The 24,840-nt window shown below is 71.3% G+C and carries 20 protein-coding genes and 1 other RNA gene; 7 read left to right on the top strand and 14 right to left on the bottom strand.

Annotated elements, in window-relative coordinates; translation table 11 throughout:
• Positions 1-403: 403 nt before the first annotated feature.
• The 5 genes from CW362_RS12215 to CW362_RS12230 form a co-directional block, all read right to left on the bottom strand.
• Complete coding sequence (locus CW362_RS12215) at positions 404-1,807, bottom strand: acyltransferase family protein (RefSeq protein WP_240657757.1); 1,404 nt, start codon at positions 1,805-1,807, stop codon at positions 404-406.
• Positions 1,804-4,077 carry a bifunctional polysaccharide deacetylase/glycosyltransferase family 2 protein gene (locus CW362_RS12220; protein WP_103549435.1) on the bottom strand — a complete coding sequence of 758 codons (2,274 nt, stop codon included), beginning with the start codon at positions 4,075-4,077 and terminating at the stop codon, positions 1,804-1,806. The genes CW362_RS12215 and CW362_RS12220 overlap by 4 nt, the downstream gene beginning before the upstream one ends.
• Complete coding sequence (locus CW362_RS43255) at positions 4,077-4,241, bottom strand: hypothetical protein (protein WP_162684053.1); 165 nt, start codon at positions 4,239-4,241, stop codon at positions 4,077-4,079. The genes CW362_RS12220 and CW362_RS43255 overlap by 1 nt, the downstream gene beginning before the upstream one ends.
• Positions 4,238-5,251, bottom strand: a complete 1,014-nt coding sequence (locus CW362_RS12225) for a hypothetical protein (RefSeq protein WP_103549436.1) — start codon at positions 5,249-5,251, stop codon at positions 4,238-4,240. The genes CW362_RS43255 and CW362_RS12225 overlap by 4 nt, the downstream gene beginning before the upstream one ends.
• A 311-nt stretch (positions 5,252-5,562) precedes the next feature.
• Positions 5,563-6,555 carry a LysR family transcriptional regulator gene (locus CW362_RS12230; protein ID WP_103549483.1) on the bottom strand — a complete coding sequence of 331 codons (993 nt, stop codon included), beginning with the start codon at positions 6,553-6,555 and terminating at the stop codon, positions 5,563-5,565.
• Positions 6,556-6,638: 83 nt separating this feature from the next.
• Between CW362_RS12230 and CW362_RS12235 the strand changes: the two genes are divergently transcribed.
• The 6 genes from CW362_RS12235 to CW362_RS12260 all read left to right on the top strand — a co-directional run bounded on the left by CW362_RS12235 (position 6,639) and on the right by CW362_RS12260 (position 14,639).
• Positions 6,639-7,928 carry an MFS transporter gene (locus CW362_RS12235; RefSeq protein ID WP_240657758.1) on the top strand — a complete coding sequence of 430 codons (1,290 nt, stop codon included), beginning with the start codon at positions 6,639-6,641 and terminating at the stop codon, positions 7,926-7,928.
• Between the two features lie 355 nt (positions 7,929-8,283).
• Entirely contained in the window at positions 8,284-9,579 is a 1,296-nt protein-coding gene (locus tag CW362_RS12240; protein WP_206300935.1) for an extracellular solute-binding protein, read from the top strand.
• A complete protein-coding gene (locus CW362_RS12245; protein WP_103549438.1) occupies positions 9,576-10,541 on the top strand; it encodes a carbohydrate ABC transporter permease in 966 nt (321 codons plus the stop codon). The genes CW362_RS12240 and CW362_RS12245 overlap by 4 nt, the downstream gene beginning before the upstream one ends.
• Entirely contained in the window at positions 10,538-11,359 is an 822-nt protein-coding gene (locus tag CW362_RS12250; RefSeq protein WP_103549439.1) for a carbohydrate ABC transporter permease, read from the top strand. The genes CW362_RS12245 and CW362_RS12250 overlap by 4 nt, the downstream gene beginning before the upstream one ends.
• Positions 11,360-11,370: 11 nt before the next feature.
• Positions 11,371-13,626 carry an alpha-xylosidase gene (yicI, locus tag CW362_RS12255; protein WP_103549440.1) on the top strand — a complete coding sequence of 752 codons (2,256 nt, stop codon included), beginning with the start codon at positions 11,371-11,373 and terminating at the stop codon, positions 13,624-13,626.
• A complete protein-coding gene (locus tag CW362_RS12260) occupies positions 13,626-14,639 on the top strand; it encodes a LacI family DNA-binding transcriptional regulator (RefSeq protein WP_206300936.1) in 1,014 nt (337 codons plus the stop codon). Before yicI ends, CW362_RS12260 begins: the two co-directional genes overlap by 1 nt.
• A gap of 95 nt (positions 14,640-14,734) precedes the next feature.
• On the opposite strand, the gene ssrA is transcribed toward CW362_RS12260, so the two are convergent.
• The 5 genes from ssrA to ftsE all read right to left on the bottom strand — a co-directional run bounded on the left by ssrA (position 14,735) and on the right by ftsE (position 18,789).
• Positions 14,735-15,123, bottom strand: a transfer-messenger RNA (tmRNA) gene (gene ssrA, locus CW362_RS12265).
• Positions 15,124-15,290: 167 nt separating this feature from the next.
• Positions 15,291-15,833 (bottom strand): SsrA-binding protein SmpB, encoded by a 543-nt coding sequence (gene smpB / locus CW362_RS12270; RefSeq protein ID WP_206300940.1) that lies wholly within the window; start codon positions 15,831-15,833, stop codon positions 15,291-15,293.
• Between the two features lie 81 nt (positions 15,834-15,914).
• A complete protein-coding gene (locus CW362_RS12275; RefSeq protein ID WP_206300937.1) occupies positions 15,915-17,081 on the bottom strand; it encodes a S41 family peptidase in 1,167 nt (388 codons plus the stop codon).
• Positions 17,082-17,148: 67 nt separating this feature from the next.
• Positions 17,149-18,066: a permease-like cell division protein FtsX gene (gene ftsX, locus CW362_RS12280; RefSeq protein ID WP_103549444.1), complete on the bottom strand. Its 918-nt coding sequence runs from the start codon at positions 18,064-18,066 to the stop codon at positions 17,149-17,151.
• A 33-nt stretch (positions 18,067-18,099) separates the two neighbouring features.
• Positions 18,100-18,789, bottom strand: a complete 690-nt coding sequence (gene ftsE / locus CW362_RS12285; protein WP_037619290.1) for a cell division ATP-binding protein FtsE — start codon at positions 18,787-18,789, stop codon at positions 18,100-18,102.
• A gap of 302 nt (positions 18,790-19,091) precedes the next feature.
• Here ftsE and CW362_RS12290 point away from each other — a divergent pair, with 302 nt between their 5' ends.
• Positions 19,092-19,283, top strand: a complete 192-nt coding sequence (locus tag CW362_RS12290) for a hypothetical protein (protein ID WP_103549445.1) — start codon at positions 19,092-19,094, stop codon at positions 19,281-19,283.
• A gap of 96 nt (positions 19,284-19,379) precedes the next feature.
• Here CW362_RS12290 and CW362_RS12295 read toward each other — a convergent pair whose 3' ends face one another.
• The 4 genes from CW362_RS12295 to CW362_RS12310 all read right to left on the bottom strand — a co-directional run bounded on the left by CW362_RS12295 (position 19,380) and on the right by CW362_RS12310 (position 24,564).
• Complete coding sequence (locus CW362_RS12295) at positions 19,380-19,967, bottom strand: hypothetical protein (RefSeq protein ID WP_103549446.1); 588 nt, start codon at positions 19,965-19,967, stop codon at positions 19,380-19,382.
• A gap of 337 nt (positions 19,968-20,304) precedes the next feature.
• Positions 20,305-21,411 carry a peptide chain release factor 2 gene (gene prfB / locus CW362_RS12300; RefSeq protein ID WP_103549447.1) on the bottom strand — a complete coding sequence of 369 codons (1,107 nt, stop codon included), beginning with the start codon at positions 21,409-21,411 and terminating at the stop codon, positions 20,305-20,307.
• 99 nt (positions 21,412-21,510) lie between these two features.
• Positions 21,511-22,752, bottom strand: a complete 1,242-nt coding sequence (locus CW362_RS12305; protein WP_103549448.1) for a serine/threonine-protein kinase — start codon at positions 22,750-22,752, stop codon at positions 21,511-21,513.
• Positions 22,753-22,878: 126 nt separating this feature from the next.
• Positions 22,879-24,564, bottom strand: a complete 1,686-nt coding sequence (locus CW362_RS12310; protein WP_103549449.1) for a serine/threonine-protein kinase — start codon at positions 24,562-24,564, stop codon at positions 22,879-22,881.
• Between the last annotated feature and the right edge of the window lie 276 nt (positions 24,565-24,840).

Consider the following 24,840-nt stretch of genomic DNA (forward strand, 5'->3'; position numbering starts at 1 on the left):
GCCGGATCTCAGCGGGCCGGGAGCGGAGCGGCCGCCGCTCCGGCGGCGGCTGCCGCGGCTGCGGCGGGCAGGCGGGGGCGGCGGTCCACGGTGGGCTCCTGGGCTGCGGGGGGCTGGCGGGAGGGCAGCGTCACGCTAGCGGGAGCCCGTACGGCGGCACTAGGACCGAGGGTGCCGAGCGGGTGGACATACAGGTTCATAACATGCGCAAGCGGCCGACCTAAACCTTCGATCGGGTGATATCGCGGGACGAACGGGACGGGGGTGTCCGGCGAGTCGGGCGCGGTCACACGCCGGCTCTCCGGACACCCCCGTGGTTCGGCTGCCGCCGGGCCCTGACCGGCACCGGCGCGGCCGGACAGTTGCCGCCGGGTCCTGGCCCGGCGCGGCCGAACCGCTGCCGCTAGGCCCTGGCCCGGTGTCCCCGGGCCTCTGGTCGCCCCCTGGACCTGCGCCCCTCGGAACCGTTCGGCCACAGGCGCGGGCTTCGCCTCGCCGCGATGTCCTCGATCCAGCCGAAGGACAGGACGGCCAGGCCGATCAGCGGCCACACCAGGACGAAGGTCCACAGGTTGTAGGTCGAGTCGAGGACCGCCGTCGCGCGGTCGCTCTCCATGAAGGGGAGGTCGTACAGGCGGTCGAGGATCGGGAACGTGGCCATGATGAGCATGTTGTGCCACAGGTAGATCGTGACCGCCCGGTTGTTGGACAGCGTCACCAGCTTGTCCCACCGCGCGAGGCGGCCCGGCAGTTCCCGCCAGGACGGGCTGTACTGGAGCAGGATCACCACGAAACCGAAGGACCACGTCGCGTCGGCCAGCGGGATGTCGTTCAGGTCCCAGCCCTCGGAGCCCTGATGGCCCGAGGCCCACCACAGGGCGAAGGCCATCACCAGGCTCGAGCACGAGACGGCGAGGTAGCGCGGGACCTTCGCGAGCACCCCCTCCTGATGGGCGAAGCCCAGGATCCAGCAGCCGCCGTAGACGGCGAAGTCGGTGACGGCGTTGCCCGTCTCACCGGGGATGGTGACGAGCCCGGTGCCGACGACCGCCGTCAGGGCGAGGGGAGCCAGCACGGTCGCCCACGGGGCACGGCGGAACGCCCACAGCAGGAGCGGGGACGCGACCACGAACCACAGGTACGCGCGCAGGTACCAGAGCACGCCCGCGGCCTGGTCCGCCCAGGTGTCGTCCAACAGGCCCGACGGGGAGCCGAGGTGCCAGGGGTACGGAGGGGCGCCGATCGGGACGATGTAGTCGAACAGCTCGACCAGGCCCCAGGTGCCGCCGAGGTCGGGGTCCTTCACCGGGTTCCAGCCGGCCGCGAACATCATGGTCAGCGCCACCGCGCCGAACGCCCAGAACGGGGGCAGCAGGCGCCTCAGACGTCCCCGGATCACACTCAGCGACGGCCGGCTCAGCGAGCGCGCCATCAGGGAGCCCGCGAGCGCGAACATCACGCCCATGGAGGGGAAGAGGACCGTCAGCCACGCCCAGCCGAACAGGTGGTACGCGACCACGCGGAGCAGCGCCAGGGAGCGGAGCAGGTCCAGGTAGCGGTCTCGGCCGGGGCGGCGCGGGGCGGGCTTGCGCTCCGGTCCGTCCGGCTCCGCCGCGGTCCCGGGAAGCTGGCCCACCCCGGTCCCGGGGAACGGATCCACCGCGGTCCCGGGAAGCGGACCCACCGCGGACGGCGGTGCCGGATCCGTCCCGGACAGCGGTGCCGGGTACGTGCGCGAATGCGGGACCTCCGCCTTCGGCGTGCCCGAGGGCGGAGTCGCCCCCGCCGGGTACTCGTGCGTGGTCATCCGACCGGCCTCCGTTCGTTCCCGGCGGGTGACACCCGCTGCCGCGACGCCGACTGCTGCGCCACCGCTCCAGGCGCCGCTCCGGGCGCCGCCCCCGGCGCCGCCCCCACGACGCCCGTACGGCGCAGCTTCTGCCAGCGCAGCCGGCCGCCGGTGAGGGCGGTGATCCAGGACTGCAGCAGGACGACGTACATCAACTGCCGGTAGAGGATCTGCTGAAGGGGGAGCGAGACCAGATGGATCATGCGTTCCTTGTCCAGGCGGAACGCGTACGCCGCGCACACCGCCTGGACGGCGAGGACGCCGAGCCAGGCGACGATCGTCCTCTGGGTGGGGCCGAAGACGACGCCGTACAGGAGGAAGACGTCGATCAGGGGCGCGAGGAGCGGGGCCAGGACCATGAAGAGGGACACCAGGGGCAGGCCGACCCGGCCGAAGCGGCCCGAGGGGCCCCGTTCGACCAGGGCGCCGCGGTGCTTCCAGATCGCCTGCATGGTGCCGTAGCACCAGCGGTAGCGCTGGGACCACAGCTGCTGGACGGACTCCGGGGCCTCGGTCCAGGCGCGCGCGTCCTCCGCGTAGACGACGCGCCAGCCGTCGCGGTGCAGGGCCATCGTGATGTCGGTGTCCTCGGCGAGCGTGTCGTCGCTCATGCCGCCGACGCGTTCGAGCGCGGTGCGGCGGAAGGCTCCGACGGCGCCGGGGATGGTGGGCATGCAGCGCAGCAGGTCGTACATGCGGCGGTCGAGGTTGAAGCCCATCACGTACTCGATGTGCTGCCAGGCGCCGATCATGGTGTCCCGGTTGCCGACCTTGGCGTTGCCCGCGACCGCGCCGACCTTCGGGTCGGCGAAGGGCTGGACGAGTTCACGGACGGTCGCCGGTTCGAAGACGGTGTCGCCGTCCATCATCACGACGATGTCGTGGCTCGCGTTCGCGAGGCCCCGGTTGAGGGCCGCGGGCTTGCCGGCGTTGAGCTGGCGCACGACGCGCACGTTCGGCAGACGCAGGTCCTCGACGATGCGGGCGGTACCGTCGCTCGATCCGTCGTCGATGACGAGGACCTCGACGGGGTGCTCGCTCGCCATGAGGGAACGCACGGTGTTCTCGATGCACTTGGCCTCGTTGTACGCCGGCACCAGCACCGACACCGGTTCGGTGACCGGCGCGGCGCCCCAGCGGAAGTCCTCCCGGCGGACCCGGCGGGCGTGCAGCGCGGAGAGCAGGAGCATCATCCCGAAGCGGGTGAAGACCAGCACGCCGATGACCGCGATGCCGACGACCAGGATGTCGGTGATCCTCTCCGAGGCCTGGACCAGGAAGACCCAGGCCTTGCCCTTCCACAGGTCGAGGCCTGTCACCGGGGTGTTCGCGCTCGGCGCGTCGAGCGCCTCGGTGAGGTTCTGGAACTCGTAGCCCCGGGCCTGTAGTCGGGGAAGGAACTCGGCCAGCGCCTGCACGGTCTGGTGGCGGTCGCCGCCCGAGTCGTGCATCAGGACGACGGCGCCCTTGCCGCCCTCGGGCGTGGCCCGGCGGATGATCTCGTCGACGCCCGGCTTCCGCCAGTCCTCGCTGTCGGTGTCGTTGACGACGGTGATGTAGCCGCGGGTTCCGACGTACTGCGTCACCGGCCAGGACCGGTCGTCCATGGCGTCGGCGAACGAGGAGTACGGGGGGCGGAAGAGGGAGCTGCGGATGCCCGCCGCGCCCTCCAGCGCGAGCTGGTTCTGCGACAGCTCCCAGTCGATGCGGCTCTTGGACTGGTACGACAGGTCGGGGTGGTTGAAGGTGTGCAGGCCGACCTCGTGGCCCTCCTTCACCATCCGCTCGACGAGGTCCGGGTAGCGCGAGGCCATGGTGCCGGTGACGAAGAAGACCGCGTGGGCGTGGTTCGCCTTGAGGACGTCCAGGACCTTGGGGGTCCAGGTCGGGTCCGGGCCGTCGTCGAAGGTGAGGACGAGACGGTGGTCCGGGACTCTGAGGCTGGCGGTGCGGCCGCTGCGGGTGTCGATGACCGGGCCGCCGTCGAGGATCTTCTGCGGCACCTCGTCCGTGGCCGCCTCGGGCCGGACGCGGTGGTCCGCGAGGATCTCGCTGTGCACGTAGCCGCGCAGCATCAGCATCGCGATCATCGCGACCAGGATGAGGACGGGCAGCAGGAAACGCATGGGGAGACGGCGGCGCCGGGCACCGCGGTCCCCTCGTGGGGCGGCCTCGTGGCCGTCGCCCGGCGTGCCGGGCGACGGACCGTGGCGGCTGGTGCTGGGCATCAGAGGAGGGTCTCCGGGAACGAGGGGGAGAGGGTGTGCGGGGAACCGGGGCGGCCGGACCCGGACGCCGTGAGGGGGTCCCGTACGGGCTTCGTCACCGCGCCGGACGCGGTGGCGGGAGCGGGCTCCCGCCCCGCGGGTGCGCGTCGGCGGGGGTCGCTCATCCGGTACCGGCCCCCTCTCCGGTGGAACCGGTGGGGCCGGTGGTCTCCGTGGGGGTCGGCGTGGCGCCGGGCGTCGTCGCCGGGGCCGAGGGTGTGGGCCGGCCGTCCGCCGAGGAGGACGGTTCGGGGTCGGGGGCAGGGCTCTTGGTGGTGACGCCGGGGTCCGACTTCCTGGTCGCCGACGTGCTGGGCCGGGGACTGCTGGACGCGCCCGTGGCGGAGGCCGAGGCGGAGACGGAGGCGGAGGTCGTGGGGACCGGGCCGGACGAGGGCGTCGTGCCGTCGGTGGCGGTGGTCACCGCGCCGGGGGCGGTGGCGCCGGGCGTGCCGGACGGGTTCACCGGCTGCGCGGGCCGGGGCGAGGTCTCGGCCCGGCCGGCGGGCGCGTCCTCCTCCTGGCCCGGCACCGGGAGCCAGGGCGCGTTCGAGCTGCCCGACAGGAGCGTGGCGACGATCACGACGGCGTAGACCGCGCAGGCCACGGCGACGAACATGCCGAGGCGGCGGAAGCGGCGGCTGCGGCGGCCGGACTCGTCGACGAAGACGGGGACGTCCGAGGCCCCGGCGGCCGCCGGGGCGTCCTTGCCCGGCCGGACCGTCCGGCCGTCCGCCCCGACGCTCGCGCTGTCGAGCTGGACGGTGACCTCGTGCGGGTCGTGGCCGCTCGCCGGTTCACCGGAGTCCTCCCGGGAGCCGGGCAGCGGACGGCCGGGGTCCGGCGCGGTGTCGGGGAGCGGTCCGGTCGCCGGGGTGTCCCTGAAGGAGGGCCGCGTGCGGACCGTACGGGCGGGGGACGACGGCGCTGCCGTCCGCGCGCCCTTGGGACCGAACCACGCCCCCGGCTCACGCTCGGGCAGCGGTCCCGTCTCGGGTCGGCGGCCGGAGGACGCGTCCGGCTTCGCCGCACGGCCGACGAGCGGTCCGGTCCCCGGCTCCGGGGTTCGCCCGGGACGTCCGCCGACTGCTCGCCCGGCGCGTTCCCTGCGCTCCAGACCGCTGCCGACTCCCATATCCGGCCACGAGATCTTTCCGTCGCCCTTCGGCCGGGCGGTCGGCTCTCCGGCCTCTCGCTCAGGTGACGGATCGATTCGGCGCCCGCCCTCCGGATCGGTTTCCCGGTCGTCCGGTTGGGCTTCTTTCCGCCAGTTCTCAACGCGCACGCGCATCCCCCCACGGGACGGTCAACGGGTGCGCGACGACTCCGGGCAAAAGCTGTCTATGCCGTACGGACCGAGCCTCTCGCCCGGTCCGAGCGCTCCCAATACCACACCGCGCCCGGACGAAAAATGTAACGCACGTGGGGGACTCGTGTGGTTACGTCTCATGTACGGGGCATGAAAATGAGGGCGTCGGTGGCCGGAATCCACCCGTTCCGGGGACTCAGGAGCCACTCTTCTTCGCTCGCGAGTTCGGTGGAGGCTCGTACGAGCGCGTCGATCCCTGGATGGACAAGTCCCTTGCGCCACACGAGCGACACGGGTGACAGGGGTACGGGGTCGATCAGGGGCCTCGACACGGACCCGGGCATGGCCGGAAACTCCACCACGGCCAGGACGGGAGTCCGCCACTTCGCCATGATCCGCCGGAATTCCTCGGGTCCGACCGCCACCGGTGCGGGTGACGCGAGTTTGATGCCCCGTCCCTCGAACAGGTGATGTGCCAGATCGGTCCACTCCAGCGTTCTGGGGTTCCCCGCCCCCGCGTACACGGTCTCGCCCGAGAGCGCGGCCAGCGGCACCGCGTCCAGGGCGGCGAGGTGATGGTCCTCGGGCAGGACGACGGCCATCGGCTCGTAGCGCACGAGCCGCTGCTCCAGCCGGGCCCGGACGGAGGGGTCGAGCCCGGCGAACCGGCCGAACGACACGTCCAGGCGGCCGGCCAGCAGGTCCGCCGCCGCGCCGGTGAGCCCGGTCTCGTAACGGGCCATCAGTTCGCTGTCGGGGGCGAGGGCGCGGGCCCGGTCGAGGATGCGGCTGGAGACCAGACCGGGGGTGTTGACGTCGACGAGCAGCGGCCGCTCCTCGCCGCCGGGCCGGGCGAAGGCGTCCAGCAGCGCGTCGTGCGCCTCCAGCACCCGGCGCGCGTACGGCAGCAGCCGCTCGGCGTCCACCGTCGGCGTCACCTGCCGGGTCGTCCGTACGAACAGCTCCGCCCCCAGCTCCCGCTCCAGCCGCCGGATGTCACGGCTCAGGGACTGCTGGGCGACGAACAGACGGGCGGCGGCACGGGTGAAGTGCAGTTCCTCGGCGACCGCGAGGAAGGCGCGCAGCAGACGGGGGTCCAGATGACCGGGAAAGGGGCGTTGACCAGGCACCACGTGAACCTACAACGCAAGTGCGTCAATCGCGACGGAGTAAGTGTTGGACCTCTCCCGGACCGCCGGGCGAGGGTTCACCCATGTCACCGTTCACCCCGTACCGCCGTCTCTTCGCGCTGCCCGGCACCCGCGCCTTCACCCTCGGGAACCTCGTCGCCCGCCTGCCCATGGGCATGTTCAGCGTGAGCGCGGTCATCATGATCGCCGGCGCGCGGGGCTCCTACGCGCTCGCCGGCGCCGTCACGGCGACGGGTCTCGCGACGACGGCCGTGGTCGCCCCCTGGACCGCCCGGCTCGTCGACCGGTACGGGCAGGCCGAGGTGGCCGTGCCCGCCACGGCCTTCGCGCTGCTCGGCGGGACGGGGCTGGTGGCGTGCGTGCGCCTCGGCGCGCCCGACTGGACCCTCTTCGCCGCGTACGCCGCCACCGCCACGACCCCCAACACGGGCGGGATGTCCCGCGCGCGCTGGGCCCACCTCCTGGAGGGGGACGCGGCGGCGCTGCACACCGCGAACTCCTTCGAGCAGGCCGTGGACGAACTGTGCTTCATGCTGGGCCCGGTGCTCGCGGCCTTCCTGTGCACGGCGCTCTCCCCGGAGGCGGGCATGCTCGTGGGGTCCGCGCTGCTGATGACGGGCGTCCTGCTCTTCGCCGCACAGCGTTCGACGCAACCGCCGCTCCGACCGGCCGCGACCTCCGGGTCGCCCGTGCTCGCACCCGGGATGCCTCCGCTGCTGCTCTCCTTCCTCGCCACCGGCGCGGTGTTCGGCGCGATGGAGGTGGCCACGATCGCGTTCGCGGACGAGCGGGGGCACAAGTCCGCCGCGGGCGTGGTGCTCGCCCTCCAGGCGGCGGGGTCGTGCGTGGCGGGCCTGCTGTTCGGCGTGGTGAAGCGGGGTGGCGCGTCCGACACCGGGGCGTCCGCGGCGCGGCGGTTCGCGGTGTGCGTCGGCGCGATGGCGGTCCTGCTGACGCTGCCCCTCCTCGCGGTCCGGCTCACCGGCTCGCTCCCGGTGCTCGCGGGTGCGCTGCTCGTGGCCGGCATGGCCACCGCTCCGACCATGGTCACCGGCATGACGCTGGTCCAGCGGCGCACGCCCGAGGGCCGGCTGAACGAGGGCATGACGCTCGCGGTGACCGGCCTGCTGGGCGGGATAGCCGGCGGCTCCGCGGCGGGCGGATGGATGGTGGAACACGTCTCACCGGCCGCGGGGTACACGGTCCCGGTCGCGGCGGCGACGACCGCGCTCGCGATCGCCGCGCTGAGCGCGGGGAGGGGCACGGGCACGGGTGCGGATGCGGGCATGGGCGCCGGTGCGGCCGAGTGCGGGGAGCGCCACGTCGAACGCGTTCCGGCGAACACCCCGTGATCCGCTCCCCGCACTCGGCCGCACCGCCTCCGCGAACACCCCATGGCCCCGCCCCCGCGAACACCCGGACTCCCCCGCCGCCGGGGCCGGGCACCGGGCACCACCGCTCCGCCGGGGCGGACACCGGACCACCACCCCGTCCCGGCCCGCACGCTTCTCGGCCCGGCCCGTCGAACACCCCACCCCCACCGTCCGGCCCGTCGAACCGCTGCCGTAATTCCGGTCCGACCCATTGACGTGTCCACGGCTCCCACCTACCTTCCCCCGTCGAAGCGCTTCGACGTCCCGCGTCGAAACGGTTCGACGAGCGACGCGGGACAGCCCGATACCCATCCAACTCCTCTGGAGGCAGTGGATGTTGACGAAACGACGGCGCATGACGGCGGCGGTGGCGGCGGCCGTGACGGGAGCCCTGCTGGCGACGGCCTGCGGCGGTTCGGACAGTGGCTCCTCCGACGGCAGGACACTGAGGCTGTGGCACTACGAAGGGCCGGACAGCGCGATGGGGGTGGCCTGGAAGGAGGCCATCAAGGAATTCGAAGCGCAACACCCCGGTGTGAGGGTGAAGTTCGAGGAGAAGGGCTTCGAGCAGATCCAGAAGACGGCGCCCATGGTCCTGAACTCGAACGACGCCCCCGACATCATGGAGTACAACAAGGGCAACGCGACCGCCGGGCTCCTGTCCGAACAGGGACTGCTGACCGACCTCACCGCCGAGGCCACCGAGCGCGGCTGGGACAAGAAGCTCAGCTCCGGCGTGAAGACCACGAGCCGGTACGACGCCAACGGCGTCATGGGCTCCGGCAAGTGGTACGGCGTGCCCAACTACGCCGAGTACACGATGGTCTTCTACAACAAGGACCTGTTCGAGAAGTACGGGATCGCGGAGCCGACCACGTACGACGAACTGGTCTCCGCGATGGACGAGTTCGTGGCGAAGGGCATCACCCCGCTCGCCAACGCGGGCGCCGAGTACATGGCCCAGCAGTACCTCTACCAGCTCGCCCTCTCCAGGGCCGACCGCTCGTGGGTCGACAAGTACGAGCTGTACAAGGGCAAGAACGACTTCCACGACACCGCATGGAGCTACGCGGCGAACACCTTCGCCGACTGGGTGGAGAAGGGGTACATCTCCAAGAAGTCCAGCGGCACGAAGGCCGAGGACGCGGGCGTGTCCTGGATCCAGGGCAAGTCGCCGATCCTGTTCTCCGGCAGCTGGTGGTACGGCCGCTTCGAGTCGGAGGCCACGTTCGACTGGGACTCCGGCCTGTTCCCGGGCTCGAACCTCACCCTGGGCTCCGGCGGCAACCTGTGGGTGGTCCCCAAGGGCGCCGAGAACAAGGAACTGGCCTACGACTTCATCGACATCACCATGTCGAAGAAGATCCAGAACCTGCTGGGCGACAAGGGCGGCGTCCCGGTGGCCGCCGACACCTCCGCGATCACCGACGCCAGGGCCAAGACCCTGATCTCGGACTACAACACCCTCTCCGACCGTGACGGGCTGGCCTTCTACCCCGACTGGCCGGTGGCCGGCTTCTACGACACCCTCGTCTCCGAGACGCAGAAGCTGATCACCGGCAGCGAGAAGCCCGACGCCTACCTGGACAACCTCCAGAAGGCGTACGACAAGGGCGTACCGCGGCGATGACGACGACCGCCGCCCGCGGCGGGCGACGGGTGGCCGGCCGGGTGAAGGCCGGTCACCCGCGGCGCCCGCGCGAGACCTACGCGCTGTTCCTGCTGCCCGGCGTGCTCGCCTTCACGGTGGTCGTCGTCGTGCCGTTCCTGATGAACACCGGGACCAGCTTCACCGACTGGCAGGGGGTGGGCACCCCTTCGTGGACCGGCCTCGCCAACTACCGCGAGCTGTGGGCCGACACCGAGTTCTGGGCGTCCTTCCGGCACAGCCTGTTCATGGTCCTCGCGATGGCCGCGATACCCACCGCGGTCGGACTCGTCCTCGCCGCGGCCCTGTTCGACCACATCGGCAAGCACTTCGGCAGCAGGGTCGTGGCGGTGCTGCGGGCCTGCTACTACCTCCCGCAGGTGCTGCCGATCGCGGTCGCGGGCATCGTGTGGAGCTGGATCCTCGCCCCCGACGACGGCTCGCTCAACGCGCTGCTCGAGGCCGTCGGTCTCGGCTCCTGGCAGCAGGACTGGCTCGGCGACCCGGACTTCGCGCTGTACAGCGTGATGGGGGTGATGGTCTGGGTACAGCTCGGCTTCCCTCTCGTGGTCTTCATGGCAGGCCTGCAACGCGTCGACCCGGGGCTGTACGAGGCCGCCGAGCTGGACGGCGCCGGCTGGTGGCGGCGCTTCTGGCACATCACGCTGCCGCAGATCCGCCCGGAGATCTCGGTCGTCCTGCTGTGGTGCACGATCGCCGCGCTGAAGGTGTTCGGGGCGGTCTACGTCCTGACGAAGGGCGGACCGGGCGGCGCCACGGACGTGCCGTCGTACTTCTCCTTCACCACCTTCTTCGAGAAGACCCAGGTCGGCTACGGCGCCGCGATCTCCACCGTCCTGACCGTGATCATCCTGGCGCTGGCGCTGATCGGGCTGAGGTTCCAGACCCGCGCCGAGGACGCCGAGGAAGGGGTCCGCGCATGACCGCGCTCCGCCGCTACCCGGTGCTCGTGGCCCTCGCCGTCGGCGCGCTGTTCATGGTGCTGCCCTTCGCCGTCGTCGCGCTCAACGCGGTCAAGTCGCCCGCCGAGTACTCGGCGCACGGCCCCCTCGGCCTTCCGCACGGCCTCTACCTCGACGGCGTCGAGGACTTCTGGCAGCGCGTCGACTTCGGCCGCAAGCTCCTCAACTCGGTGCTGATCTCGGGTTCGGTGGCGGTCGGCGCCGCGGTGCTGTCCGTCCTCAACGCGTACGCGATCGGCATCGGCCGGATCAGGGGCCGCGCCTGGGTGCTCGCCTTCTTCGTCCTCGCGAACACCCTGCCGCAGGAGGCGCTGGTCTACCCGCTGTACCACCTGAGCAAGCAGGCCGGCCTCTACGACACCAGACTCGGCGTGATCATCGTGTTCACGGTGATCCAGTCGGCGTTCGGCACGTATCTCCTCTCCTCCGTCCTCGGACGGTTCCCCCGCGAGATCATCGAGGCCGCCCGGATCGACGGGGCGAACCGGTGGCAGGTGCTGTGGCGGATCGTGGTCCCGGTCAGCCGTCCCACGATCGGCGTGCTCCTCGTCTTCTTCTTCGTCTGGACGTGGAACGAGTTCCTGCTGCCGCTGGTCATGCTGATCTCCAACGACAACCAGACGGTGTCGGTGGCCCTCGGTGTCCTCCAGGGCCAGCGCCTGATGGACGCCACGATGACGAACGCGGCCGCCCTCCTCGGCGTGCTGCCCGCCATCGTCTTCTTCCTCGTCTTCCAGCGGACCCTCACCCGCGGCATCGCCGCCGGCGCGGTGAAGTAAGGGGTACGGCCTTGAAGTTCACGGACGGCTACTGGCTGCTGCGCGAGGGCGTCACCGCGGCCCACCCGGTCGAGGTCCTCGACGTGACCTCGGACCCCGGCGGTCTGGAGATCCACGCGCCGACGCAGCCCATCCGGCACCGCGGCGACCTGCTGAAGGGACCGGTCGTGACGATCAGCGCCCACGCGCCCCTGCCCGACGTCATCGGCGTCACGTTCACCCACTTCCAGGGCGAGGAGCCGCGCGGGCCCCGGTTCGAACTGCGCGCGGACGAGTTCACCGCGCACGCGGAGTACGACGAGGAGCACGCGACCCTGACCTCGGGCACCCTCTCCGTCCGGGTCTCCCGCACCGCCCCCTGGCACGTCGACTTCCTCGCGCACGGCCGCGTCCTCACCAGCAGCGGCCCCAAGGGCATGGGCATCATGCGGGACACGACCGGCGCCCACTACCTGCGCGAGCAGCTGGACCTCGGTGTCGGCACCCAGGTCTTCGGCCTCGGCGAACGGTTCGGGCCGCTCGTCAAGAACGGCCAGGTGGTGGACATGTGGAACGCGGACGGCGGCACCGCCACCGAACAGGCCTACAAGAACGTGCCGTTCTATCTGACGGACGCGGGCTACGGCGTCTTCGTCGACCATCCCGGCCGGGTCTCCTTCGAGGTCGGCTCGGAGGCCGTCTCCCGGGTCCAGTTCAGCGCGGAGACCCAGGAGCTGACGTACTACGTCATCCACGGCCCGACCCCGAAGGACATCCTGCGCAAGTACACCGCGCTCACTGGGCGTCCGGCCCTGCCGCCCGCGTGGTCCTTCGGCCTGTGGCTGTCGACGTCCTTCACCACCTCCTACGACGAGGGCACCGTCACCTCCTTCATCGACGGCATGCGGGAGCGCGAACTCCCGCTGTCCGTGTTCCACTTCGACTGCTTCTGGATGCGCGAGTTCAACTGGTGCGACTTCCGCTGGGATCCGCGGGTGTTCCCCGACCCGGAGGGGATGCTGACGCGGCTGAAGGACAAGGGGCTGCGGATCAGTGTCTGGATCAACCCCTACATCGCGCAGCGCTCACCGCTGTTCGCGGAGGGACGGGCCCTCGGGCACCTGCTGCGGCGGCCCGACGGCAGCGTGTGGCAGTGGGACCTGTGGCAGCCGGGCATGGCCCTGGTCGACTTCACCAGCCCGGCCGCCCGGGACTGGTACGCCTCGAAGTTGGAGGCGCTGCTGGAGCAGGGCGTCGACTGCTTCAAGACCGACTTCGGCGAGCGGGTCCCGGTGGACGTGGCCTACGCCGACGGCGCCGACCCGGAGCGGATGCACAACTACTACACGTACCTCTACAACCGGACCGTGTTCGACGTGCTGCGCAAACACCGCGGGGAGCACGAGGCCGTCGTCTTCGCCCGGTCGGCGACCGCGGGGAGCCAGCGCTTCCCGGTGCACTGGGGCGGCGACTGCGAGGCGACGTACGCGTCGATGGCCGAGTCGCTGCGCGGCGGGCTCAGCCTCGGCATGTCGGGGTTCGGGTTCTGGAGCCACGACATCGGCGGCTTCGAGGGGACGCCGACGCCCGCGCTGTTCAAACGGTGGATCGCCTTCGGTCTGCTGTCCTCGCACAGCCGGCTGCACGGTTCCTCCTCGTACCGCGTGCCCTGGCTGTTCGACGAGGAGGCCGTGGACGTCCTCAGGCTGTTCACCCGGCTCAAGCTCGGCCTCATGCCGTACCTGTACGAGGCCGCCCTCACCGCCCACGCGGAGGGGGTGCCGATGATGCGGGCGATGGTCCTGGAGTTCCCGGACGACCCGGGGTGCGCGCATCTGGAGCGGCAGTACATGCTCGGCCCCGATCTGCTGGTCGCTCCCGTCTTCAACGACGAGGGGGACGTCTCGTACTACGTGCCCGAGGGCACCTGGACCCCCTACCTCGGCGGGCCGCCGGTGACCGGACCGCGCTGGGTGCGCGAGCGGCACGGCTTCGGAAGCGTGCCGCTGCTGGTGCGGCCGGGCGCGGTGATCCCGGTCGGCGCGGTGGACGACCGCCCCGAGTACGACTACGCGGACGGGGTCACCCTGCGCGCGTACGGGCTGGAGCGGGGAGCCCGGGTGTCGGTGCGGGCCGGGCGGGTCGCCTTCACCGTCGTGCGCGAGGGGAACACCCTGCGCGCGTCCTGCGACGATCCGTCGGCTCCCTGGGGGCTGGCCGCGGGCGGACGCGAGGTACGGGCCCGGGCCGGGACGGGCTTCCTCTCCCTGGAACTGGAGTCGGAGTGATGGTCAAGATCACCGATGTGGCACGGCACGCCGGGGTGTCCCCGAGCACCGTCTCCTACGCCCTCAGCGGCAAGCGGCCGATCTCCGAGGAGACCCGGCAGCGCGTCGAGGAGAGCATCCGCCGGCTGGGCTACCGTCCGCACGCGGGGGCCAGGGCGCTGGCCAGCAGCCGGTCGAACGTCCTGGCGCTGGTCGTCCCGCTGCGGGCGGGCATCCACGTGCCGGTGGTGATGCAGTTCGCGGTGTCGGTGGTGACGGCGGCCCGGCTGCACGACCACGACGTCCTGCTGCTCACCCAGGAGGAGGGCGAGGAGGGACTGCGCCGGGTCGCGGACACCGCGCTGGTGGACGCGCTGATCGTGATGGACGTCCAGCTCCACGATCCCCGGCTGCCGTTGCTGCGCGCCCTGGACCGGCCGTCGGTGCTCATCGGCTTCCCGGCCGCCCCGGACGGGCTCACCTGCATCGACCTGGACTTCAAGGCGGCCGGTGAGCTGTGCGTGGAGCGGCTCGCGGGGCTCGGTCACCGGGTCGTCGCGCTGGTCGGCTCTCCGCCGGAGGTGTACGTGCGGGGCACGGCGTTCGCGCAGCGGGTGGTGCAGGGGTTCACGGCCGCCGCCGACCGGAACGGTCTGGTCTCGTCCGTCCACCCCTGTGAGGCCTCGCCCGCCGCCGCGCGCCGGATCGCCGAGCGACTCCTGCGCGAGCAGCCCGCGTTGACGGGTGTCGTCGTCCACAACGAGCCGCTCCTGGAACCGCTGGTCGACGCCTTCGAGCAGCTCGGCCTGCGGGTCCCGGCCGATCTGTCCGTCACCGCGATCTGCCCGGACGAACTCGCCGGGAACCTGCGTGTCCCGGTCACCTCGATCGCCATCCCGTCCGCCGAAGTGGGCGGGCGGGCGGTCGACTTGCTGATGAGGAAGCTGAACGGCACGCCCTGCCCGGAGGCGACCCTGCTCACCCCCCGGATGACGGAGCGCTCCAGCACCGCACCCCGCACGCTGGGTTCCTGAGGGCAGGGGTGTACGGGGATGTCCCGGGGAACGGCGAAGGCCCCGCTGCCTGGGCAGCGGGGCCTTCGTCACGCTATTCAATTAAAACATGGGATGAGTGGAGATGGCGGGAATCGAACCCGCGTCCAACGGTGCAGAATCAGGGCTTCTCCGTGTGCAGTTCGCTGCGATTTTCTCAGCCCCGGCGATCACGCGAACAAGTCGCCGACGGGCTCAGTCACTGTTTGATTTCCCAGCGAACCCCGTGACCGGGCTCGATGGTTTAGTTCCCTAGATTATGCCAGGGTCCGGGTCGGGAACACCCCCGGGCTGACACCCATTAAGGGTCCTTCACTCACTGCTTATCAGGCAGCGAGGGCGAAGGACTGGGAATCGCTCTTGGAATTGGCGATTATTTTTTGCGACATATGGTTTACGAGATCATTGCCGCTTCCTCGACACGCTTCCCCTGGCTCAACAGCCGCTGTCGAAACCGATCATCCCCATGTTGATTTTTCAAAGCGCGGCCCCTCCGGGGAGGAACCCGCACCCGCTGTGGGGTGCGTTGCCATCGTACGTGACCAACGCACGACGGTGCCAGCCTATTCCGGCGGACCCGCCCGCCGTGCCGTCCGGCCCTCCGGGGCACCGCCCGCCGGGCCTCCCGGCGCCCTACTCGCCGCGCTGCCTGCGCTTGGCCGCCGCGATGGCACGGTCCGACTCGCGCCGGTCCTGCTTCTCGCGCAGGGTCTGCCGCTTGTCGTACTCCTTCTTGCCCCGTGCGAGCGCGATCTCCGCCTTCGCCCGGCCGTCCTTGAAGTACAGGGCGAGCGGCACGATCGTGTGGCCCGTCTCCTCGGACTTCACGGACAGCTTGTCGATCTCCTCGCGGTGCAGCAGCAGCTTGCGCTTGCGGCGCGCGGAGTGGTTGGTCCAGCTGCCCTGGCTGTACTCCGGGATGTGGGCGTTGTACAGCCACGCCTCGCCCCCGTCGATCTGGACGAACCCGTCGGCCAGCGAGGTCCGGCCCTGGCGCAGCGACTTGACCTCGGTGCCGGTCAGGACGAGCCCGGCCTCGTAGGTGTCGATGATCGCGTAGTCGTGGCGGGCCTTCTTGTTCTGCGCGACGATCTTGCGCTTGCCGCCCTTCTCGCCGTCCTTGGACTTGGCGGCAGCCCCACCCTGCTTGGGCTGGGACTCCTTCGGTACGTACATTCCCTTGCTCATAGTGCTGGCCATTTTCGCACTACGGAGGGGCTCGGGGGAAAGCCGATTACCGGGCCCGCGGCCGACGGGTCAGGAAAGGTCCCCGAGACCGGTCAGCACGGTCTCGGCCCGCTTCAGCGGCTCCTTGTCCGCCTCCAGGTCGGGGGTGATGCCCCGGCCGTCGACGGAGCGGCCCGCGGGGGTGCGGTAGTGCCCGACGGTCAGCTCGGCGACGGAGCCGTCGGGCAGCCGGCTCGGCATCTGGACCGAGCCCTTGCCGAAGGTCCTGGACCCCACGACGACCGCGCGCCCGCGGTCCTGGAGGGCGCCGGTGAGCAGCTCGGCCGCGCTCATCGTGCCGCCGTCCACGAGCGTGACCAGGGGCCTGGCGGTGTCGCCGCCGGCGTCCGCGTGCAGGGCGCGCTGGGCGCCGTTCACGTCGTACGTGGCGACGAGGCCGCCGTCCAGGAAGGCGGAGGCGGTGGTGACGGCCTCGGTGACCAGACCGCCGGAGTTGCCGCGCAGGTCGAGGACGACCCCGGTCCGGCCCGGCGCCCGGCCGACGGCGGTCCGTACGGCGTCGCCCACGCCCTTGGTGAAGGCGTCGACCTTGATCAGGGTGACCCCGCCGGGCAGCCTGCTGACGGTCACGGAGTCCGTGGAGAGCCTGGCCCGGCGCAGGGTCCGGCTCCACGACTGCGCGCCGCGCTCCAGGCCGAGGGAGACCTTCGTGCCGGCGGCCGCGGCGGCCGCGTCGCCGCGCAGTAACGAGACCACCTCGGTGACCGGCCGGCCGTCCACCTTCGCGCCGTCGATGGTGCGCAGCAGGTCGCCCTTGCGGATGCCCGCGGCGGCCGCGGGCGAGCCGGCGCTGACGCGGGTGACCTCGATCCGTCCGTCGCGCTCGCGGCGGGCCCACAGGCCGACGCCGGTGTACTGGCCGTCGAGGGCTTCCTCGAACTCCTGGTACTCGCCCTGGGAGTAGACGGCGCCCCAGCGGTCCCCGCTGCGGCTGACGGCCCTCTCGGCGGCCTCCATGGGGGACTTGCCGTCGGCCATCGCCTCGGCGGCGGCCCGGGTGACCTCGTCGTGACGGCGTGCCGCGGCCGAACCGGGCGCCTCGGCCCCGGTCTTCCGGGCGGGGTCGGAGAACGATCCGGTCGCCGCCCCGGCGACGAAGATGCTCGCGAACACCAATGTCAGGGCCGCCCCGCGGCGGATGCGGCGGGGCTCGCAGAACAGGTCACGGCCTGACATGCCGGTGAGTCTAGGACAACGCGAAGGGCCGCACCGCCGGTTGACGGTACGGCCCTCTTGGTATGCGTCACACCTTCAGATACTTGCGCAACGCGAAGAAAGCGGCCAGCGCGGGCATCAGCAGGCTCGTCGCGAGGATGAGCGGGAGCTTGGTCAACACGGCGTCCCAGCCGATGAAGTTGATCAGGTTGAGCTTCTGGGACAGCGCCAGACCGTGGTCGATGATGAAGTACCGGGCGATCAGCAGGAACCCGCAGGCGACCCCGCCGCCGATCAGTCCGGCCACCGCGGCCTCGGCGATGAACGGCGCCTGGATGTAGAAGCCGGAGGCGCCGACGAGCCGCATGATGCCCGTCTCACGCCGTCGGCTGAACGCCGAGACGCGCACGGTGTTGACGATCAGCATCAGCGCGACGACGAGCATCATCGCCATCACCGCGCGCGCGGCCCAGTTCATGCCGTTCAGGAGCCCGAACAGGTTGTCCAGGATGCCCTTCTGGTCCTGGACGGACTGCACGCCGTCCCGGCCGTCGAAGGCGGTCGCGATGACCTGGTACTTCTCCGGGTCCTTCAGCTTGATCCGGTACGACTCCTGCATCTGGTCCGGCGTGAGGGAGCTGGCCAGCGGGGAGTCGCCGAACTGCTCCTTGTAGTGCTTGTACGCCTGGTCCGAGGACTCGTAGGTGACCTTCTGGACCACCGACATCTTGTCCAGGTCGGCGACGATCTGCTTCTTCTGGTCGCTGGTCACCGCGCCCCTGGCGCAGTGCGGGTCGGACTCGGCGTCGCTCTTGTTGCAGAGGAAGATCGAGACGTTGACCTTGTCGTACCAGTAGCCCTTCATGGTGTTCACCTGGTCGCTCATCAGGAGCGAGCCGCCGAACAGGGCGAGCGAGAGGGCGACCGAGACGACGACCGCGAAGGTCATGGTCAGGTTGCGGCGGAGACCGACACCGATCTCCGACAGAACGAACTGCGCGCGCATGGCGTCTTCCTCAGACCTTTCCGTGGACGATGATCAGTGCTGGTAGCCGTAGACGCCGCGCGCCTGGTCACGGACGAGACGGCCCTTCTCCAGCTCGATGACGCGCTTGCGCATCTGGTCCACGATGTTCTGGTCGTGCGTCGCCATCAGGACCGTGGTGCCCGTCCGGTTGATCCGGTCGAGCAGTTTCATGATGCCCACGGAGGTCTGTGGGTCGAGGTTTCCGGTCGGCTCGTCGGCGATGAGGAGCTTGGGCCGGTTCACGAAGGCTCTCGCGATGGCCACGCGCTGCTGCTCACCACCGGAGAGCTCGCCGGGCATCCGGTCCTCCTTGCCGCCCAGGCCGACGAGGTCGAGCACCTGGGGCACGGACTTGCGGATCTCGCCGCGGGACTTGCCGATGACCTCCTGGGCGAAGGCCACGTTCTCGGCGACCGTCTTGTTGGGCAGGAGGCGGAAGTCCTGGAACACGGTCCCCAGCTGGCGGCGCATCTGCGGCACCTTCCAGTTGGAGAGGCGCGCGAGGTCCTTGCCCAGGACGTGCACCTGGCCTTGGCTGGTCCGCTCCTCGCGGAGGATCAGCCGCAGGAAGGTGGACTTTCCGGAGCCGGAGGACCCCACGAGGAACACGAATTCTCCGCGCTCGACCTCCAGGGAGACATCCCTGAGAGCGGGGCGGGTCTGCTTGGGGTAGACCTTGGAGACATTGTCGAATCGGATCACGGGTGCACCACGGGTCGCCGGGGGTAGGTGTGCGTGACCATACGCGAACCGGGTGTGCGAGCGCAGTCGGCGTACACGGTTGCGCGCGGCTTGCACGATTTGTCACAGATCTGAGGCGCGATTCACACCCGGTCCGAGGGGTCGGCGGCGCTCCGCGCGGGGCAGGAGGAGAGGGGCCGCGCCGAAATCCGCGGAACCTGGCACAGTGGTAGGGGAACGGTTGCGTTCGCCGCAGCGTTATGAGTAGCGATGTGTACGCGAGAGCGCTGCGTACGCGGAGATGTCGCAAGGAGGGCCGGCGCATGACGTACGACCGACTGGTATGCGCTAACTGCGCGGCACCCGTCAGCGAGGGTCGCTGCCCCGTCTGCCGTGCGAACCGGGAGCGGCTCCAGCAGGAGAGCCCCTTCGCGGGCCTCAACCCCATGGCGCTGATCGCCCTGCTCGTGGTACTGATCGCGGCGCTGGCGCTGGTGGCCCACCAGACGGTGTGAGAGCCGCGGGGACGGCCGGGCGCGGCCGCCGCCACCCATGACGCGGGAAGGGCCCGGAGCGAGCTGCTCCGGGCCCTTCGTCACGTCGTGCGCGCGTCAGGCGGCGGCACCGCCGCGGCCGCCCGCGAGGCGCGGCAGCAGACGGAAGCCGACACCGCCGGCGACCATCGTGGCGGCACCGATGACCAGGAACGTGGTCCGGCCGGCACCGGTGTCGGCCAGCTCACCGTCCTTGCCCTGGGCCTTCGTGTCGGAACCGGTGTCCGTGAGGGCCGAGGAGCCCTCCTCCTGGGCGCTGGACCCGCCGTCGGGGTCGGCGTCGTTGCCGCCCGTGCCGTTCTCCGCGGGGGCCGAGCTGCTGCCCGAGGTGGGCTCGTCGGTCGGGTCCGGGTCCTCGGTCGGCTCGGTCGCGGTCGGGTCCGGGTCCTCGGTGGGCTCGGTCACGGTCGGGGCCGGCTCGGTGGGCTCGGTCTCCGTGGGAGCCGGCTCGGTGGGCTCGGTCACGGTCGGGGCCGGCTCGGTGGGCTCGGCGCTGGTGGTGGGAATGCCCGTCTCGGTGGGCGTCGGGGTCGGGCCGTCGGACCCGGTGGCCGAGGCGACACCCGCCGCGGCCAGGGAAGCACCTGCGGCGATCATCGCGCCGGCGGCTATTCGTGCCGCGAGGATCCGCGTCTTCTTGGTCATCTGCCTGCTACCCCCAGTAGCTGATCGTCGATGGAGCAGCGCCCGGGGCCACGGCGTCACAGGAGGCTTCGCTCGACCCCCCGGTTCACATGCACCCCGGAGATGCGCATGCCAAACTTCACCCTTCCCAGTTTCCGAAGCAGCGTCAAGGTCGTTGCGTACGCGATGTCCGGAACACCATCGTTTGCCCGGCCTGGGGACATGTGACTGTGACGGAAAACCCATACAGCCCATACAAACGAAGGCAACTGCCGCCCGATGGGCGGCAGTTGCCTTGTCGACAAAGAGGTTTCAGCAGGGGTGGGGAGTGTCCTCCCGCACCGCTCGTGCCGTGTGCCTACTTCTCCTGCTGCTTGCGCCAGCGAATTCCGGCCTCCAGGAAGCCGTCGATCTCGCCGCCGAACACGGCCTCGGGGTTGCCGACCTCGAACTCGGTGCGCAGGTCCTTGACCATCTGGTAGGGGTGCAGGACGTACGAACGCATCTGGTTTCCCCAGGAGTTGCCGCCGTCGCCCTTGAGGGCGTCCATCGCGGCCTGCTCCTCCTGCCGGCGCCGCTCGAGGAGCTTGGCCTGGAGGACGTTCATGGCCGAGGCCTTGTTCTGGATCTGCGAGCGCTCGTTCTGGCAGGAGACGACGATGCCGGTGGGGAGGTGGGTCAGGCGCACCGCGGAGTCCGTGGTGTTGACGCCCTGGCCGCCGGGGCCGGACGAGCGGTACACGTCGATCCGCAGCTCGGACTCGTCGATCTCGATGTGGTCCGTCTGCTCGACGACCGGCAGGATCTCGACACCGGCGAAGGAGGTCTGGCGGCGCCCCTGGTTGTCGAACGGCGAGATGCGCACCAGCCGGTGCGTGCCCTGCTCGACGGAGAGCGTTCCGTACGCGTACGGCGAGTGCACGGCGAAGGTGGTGGACTTGATGCCCGCCTCCTCCGCGTACGAGGTCTCGTAGAGCTCGGTCTTGTAGCCGTGGCGCTCGGCCCAGCGCAGGTACATGCGCTGGAGCTTCTCGGCGAAGTCCGAGGCGTCCACGCCGCCGGCCTCCGCGCGGATGGTGACGACGGCCTCACGGGAGTCGTACTCGCCGGACAGGAGGGTGCGGACCTCCATCTCGTCCAGCGCCTTCCTGACGGCCGCGAGCTCGTTCTCGGCCTCGGCACGGGTGTCCGGGTCGTCCTCCTCCTCGGCCATCTCGAAGAGCACGCCCAGATCGTCGATGCGCCCGCGGAGCGCCTCGGCCTTCCTGACCTCCGCCTGGAGGTGGCTCAGCTTGCTGGTGATCTTCTGCGCCTCGTCCGGGTCGTCCCACAGGGACGGCGCGGCCGCCTGCTCCTCGAGCACGGCGACATCTGCCCTCAGCTTGTCGAGGTCCAGGACGGCCTCGATCGACTCCATGGTCGAGGAGAGGGACTTGAGCTCTTCGGATACATCGACGACTGCCACGCCTCCAGCGTAACGGTTGCGGCAACCGGGACTCGCCCCTCGCCCCCGAGGGGCCCGCCCCGCCCGTGCCCGCGAGGCCGGGGGGACGCAGGGGCGAGGTCAGGGGGAGGCGGGGGCCGAGTTCTTCGTGTCCTGGGGGGCCGCGTCGTCGTCGCCCGAGGTCGCGAGCCAGGCGCCGACGCCCACCGCGGCGGCCAGGGCGACGGCCGCCGCCCCCAGGACGACGCGCCGCCGCCGGGCGGAGGCGCGGTGCCGGGCGGAGCCGGGACGGGGCGCGCCCGTGGCACGGGGCACCCGGGCCGTTCCCCGGGCCCCGCCGGCCAGCTCGTCGGGCGCGGGCACCCGCATCGAGGTGTGCGTGTCCCGGTTCGAGTCGGGCGCGGCCCCCGGCACGAGGGGCACGGCCCCGCGCCGCTCGCGCGCCGCGGCGGGCGCGGACGGCTCCGCGCTCTCCTCGCGCTCCTCGTCCCCGTCCTCGGCCTCCGCGTCCGGCGAGTCCACGTCCAGCGGCGGCATCCCGGCCAGCAGGGGCAGCTGCTCCCGCAGCCGCGCCCCCAGCTCGGAGGCCCGCAGCCGGGACGCGGGCGCCTTGGCCAGGCACTGCACGATCAGCTGCCACAGCTCGTCCGGGATGCCCGGGAGCGGGACCACGGTCTCGGTGACGTGGCGGCGCAGGACCGCGCCGGGGTGTCCGCCGCCGAAGGGCGTGAACCCGGCGAGCAGCTCGTAGAGCACGGTCGCCAGCGCGTAGATGTCGACGGCGGCCCGCGGCGGCAGGCCCTCGACGATCTCGGGCGCCAGGTAGTCCGGCGTACCGATGATCTTCGTGACCCGGGTCCGGCGCGGCGAGTCGATGAGCTTGGCCACGCCGAAGTCGGTCAGGAGGGCCGGGTGGGAGCCGCCGGGGCCGAGCGGGCCCTGCATGTCGAGCAGGACGTTCTCGGGCTTCACGTCGCGGTGGACGACCCCGGCGGCGTGCGCGGCGGCGAGTCCGTCCGCCACGTCGGCGACGATCGCGACCGCGGCCTCCGGGGCGAGCCGCCGCTCCCGGTCGAGCCGGGTGCGCAGGTCGGTGCCCCGGACGAGGTCCATGACGAGGGCGAGGTCGTTGCCGTCCACCACCAGGTCGCGCACCGCCACCACATGGGGGTGGTCGAGACCGAGCAGCGCGGTGCGCTCCTGCACGAAGCGCCCCACCAGCTCCTGGTCGGACGCGAGGTCCTCGCGGAGCAGCTTGATGGCGACGGGCCCCTCGGGCCCCTCCCCCAGCCACACCGTGCCGGCGCTCCCCCGCCCCAGGATCTGGTGCGCGGTGTACCTGCTGCCGATCTTGCGTGCCAAGACTGCTCCTACAGACGCGTGTTGCCGCTTAAAGTACGCGCCCGCGGAGCCAACCTTCACGCCCAGGACCGAAATCACCCGTCGGATGTCGACAAATCCCCAGAGTCGGCCGCCCGGGGCCGGGGATCAGTTGCCCGAGGTGCCCGAGGGGTCCTTCGAACCGAGATCCCCGATCCAGCCGCTGACCTGGTCGTACCAGTGGGTGAGCTGGCCCCAGAAGCTCCTGGTGGAGCCGATCCAGTCCTGGAGGGGACTGAACTCCCAGATCAGCCAGCCGGCCACGAACAGGATGACGATCGTGAACAGGCACCCCTTGAGGCAGCCGAGTCCCGGGATCTTCATCGGGTTGGCGCTGCCCTGCCGGGGCTGGCGGGGGGCGGGCTGCTGGGGCCGCTGCGGCTCGGGTGCGTACCGCTGCGGCTGGGGCTGCTGCTGGGGCGCGGGGGCGTAGCGCTGCTGCTGCTGGGGCCCCGGCGCGTACTGCTGCTGTTGCTGCTGCTGCTGCGGATAGCCGTAGCCGGGCGGCGGCTGCTGGCCCCGCTGCGGGCGCTGCTGCTGCGGCTGGGGCTGCTGCTGCGGGCGGGCCACCTGGCGCTGCGGACGGCGGCGCAGCGGGTCCTCGTTCGGGTCGAGGTACTGGACCTGCGTCTGCTCGTTGCGGTCGCGGGCCGCGCGCAGCTGGCTCTGCCAGGGGTGCGGGTCCTCGCCCTGTCCGGGCGCTCCGCCCGGTCCGCCCGGCTGGTGCTGGGGCACGGGCGGCAGCACGGCGGTCGGGTCGGCCGCTCCGGCGGTGTGCGGCAGCACGCTGGTCGCGCCGTACGGGTCGTAGGAGCCCGCGCCCTGCGGGAGCACCTGGGTGGCGTCGGCCGAGCCGGGGGGCAGGTCCGGGACCTGCGCCGGGGCCATGTCGGGCCCGAGCAGGGTGCCCACGCCCTCGGCGGCGGCGATCTGCGCGGGGGACGCGTGCACCCCGATGCCCGCGGCGACGGCACGCAGTGCGCGCGCGAGGTTCTCGGCGCTGGGCCGTTCGTCCGGGTTCTTGCGCAGGCAGCGCTCTATGACGGTCCACAGCGGGTCCGGGACGGTCGAGGGGCGGCGCGGTTCGGCGCTCAGGTGCTGGTGCAGCACTTCGAGGGCGGACTCGCCCGCGAACGGCGGACGCCCGGTGACCAGCTCGTACATCAGGATGCCGGCGCCGTAGATGTCGACGGCCGACGTCTGCGGGCGTCCCTCGGCGGACTCCGGGGCGACGTACGCGGGCGTGCCGACGAATTCGTGGGTCCGGGTGAGGCCGGGCGAATCGGCGAGCCGCGCGATGCCGAAGTCGGTCAGCATCGGGTGCATCTGGCCGGCCTGCTGCTTGAGCAGGACGTTCGCGGGCTTCAGGTCGCGGTGCACGACGCCGTCGGCGTGGCTGGCGGCGAGCGCGTCGGCGATCTGGGCGGTGAGCAGGGCGGCCGCGACGGGCGAGAACGGTCCGTTCTCGCGCAGGTAGCGGTGCAGGTCGGGGCCGTCGATCAGGTCCATGACGAGGGCGAGGAGTTCACCCTCGACGACGAGGTCGCGCACCCGCACGATGTTCGGGTGGGTCAGGCGCAGCAGCACCGACCGCTCACGGAGGAAGCGCATCACGATGTCGGCGTCGCCGGCGAGCTCTTCCTTCAGGACCTTGATCGCCACGGTCTCGCCGGGCTGTCCCGCGACGGCCGCCTCGGCGCCCGCGGTCTCCCGCTGGCGGGCTCGCCAGACCGTGCCTGTGGCGCCGCGCCCCAGCGGCTCCTCAAGGAGGTACTTGCTCCCTACCGGCCGCACGTCATGCGCTCCCTGTTGCTTGCTTGCCTGGTCCGTCCACCGTGATCACCGTGGTACAGGAGTTTTCCGACCCAACTGTAGTGCCGCTCCGCCCGGCACAGGGCTGTCCTCCTGGTGTGCTTTCCCATAGATCCCGTGCGTACCGGTGGTCCGCACGAGCGCATACGTAGCCGCTCCTGTCCATGTTCGACGGAAAGCCGTCCGCATGCGCTCGACGGATAGACGCTCACTTCGGTCACTTGGTTGCCGGGACCGGGCGTGACCGATCTCAAGCCG

Origin of the sequence: Streptomyces populi, assembly GCF_002911015.1 — a bacterium.
Taxonomy (GTDB): domain Bacteria; phylum Actinomycetota; class Actinomycetes; order Streptomycetales; family Streptomycetaceae; genus Streptomyces; species Streptomyces populi.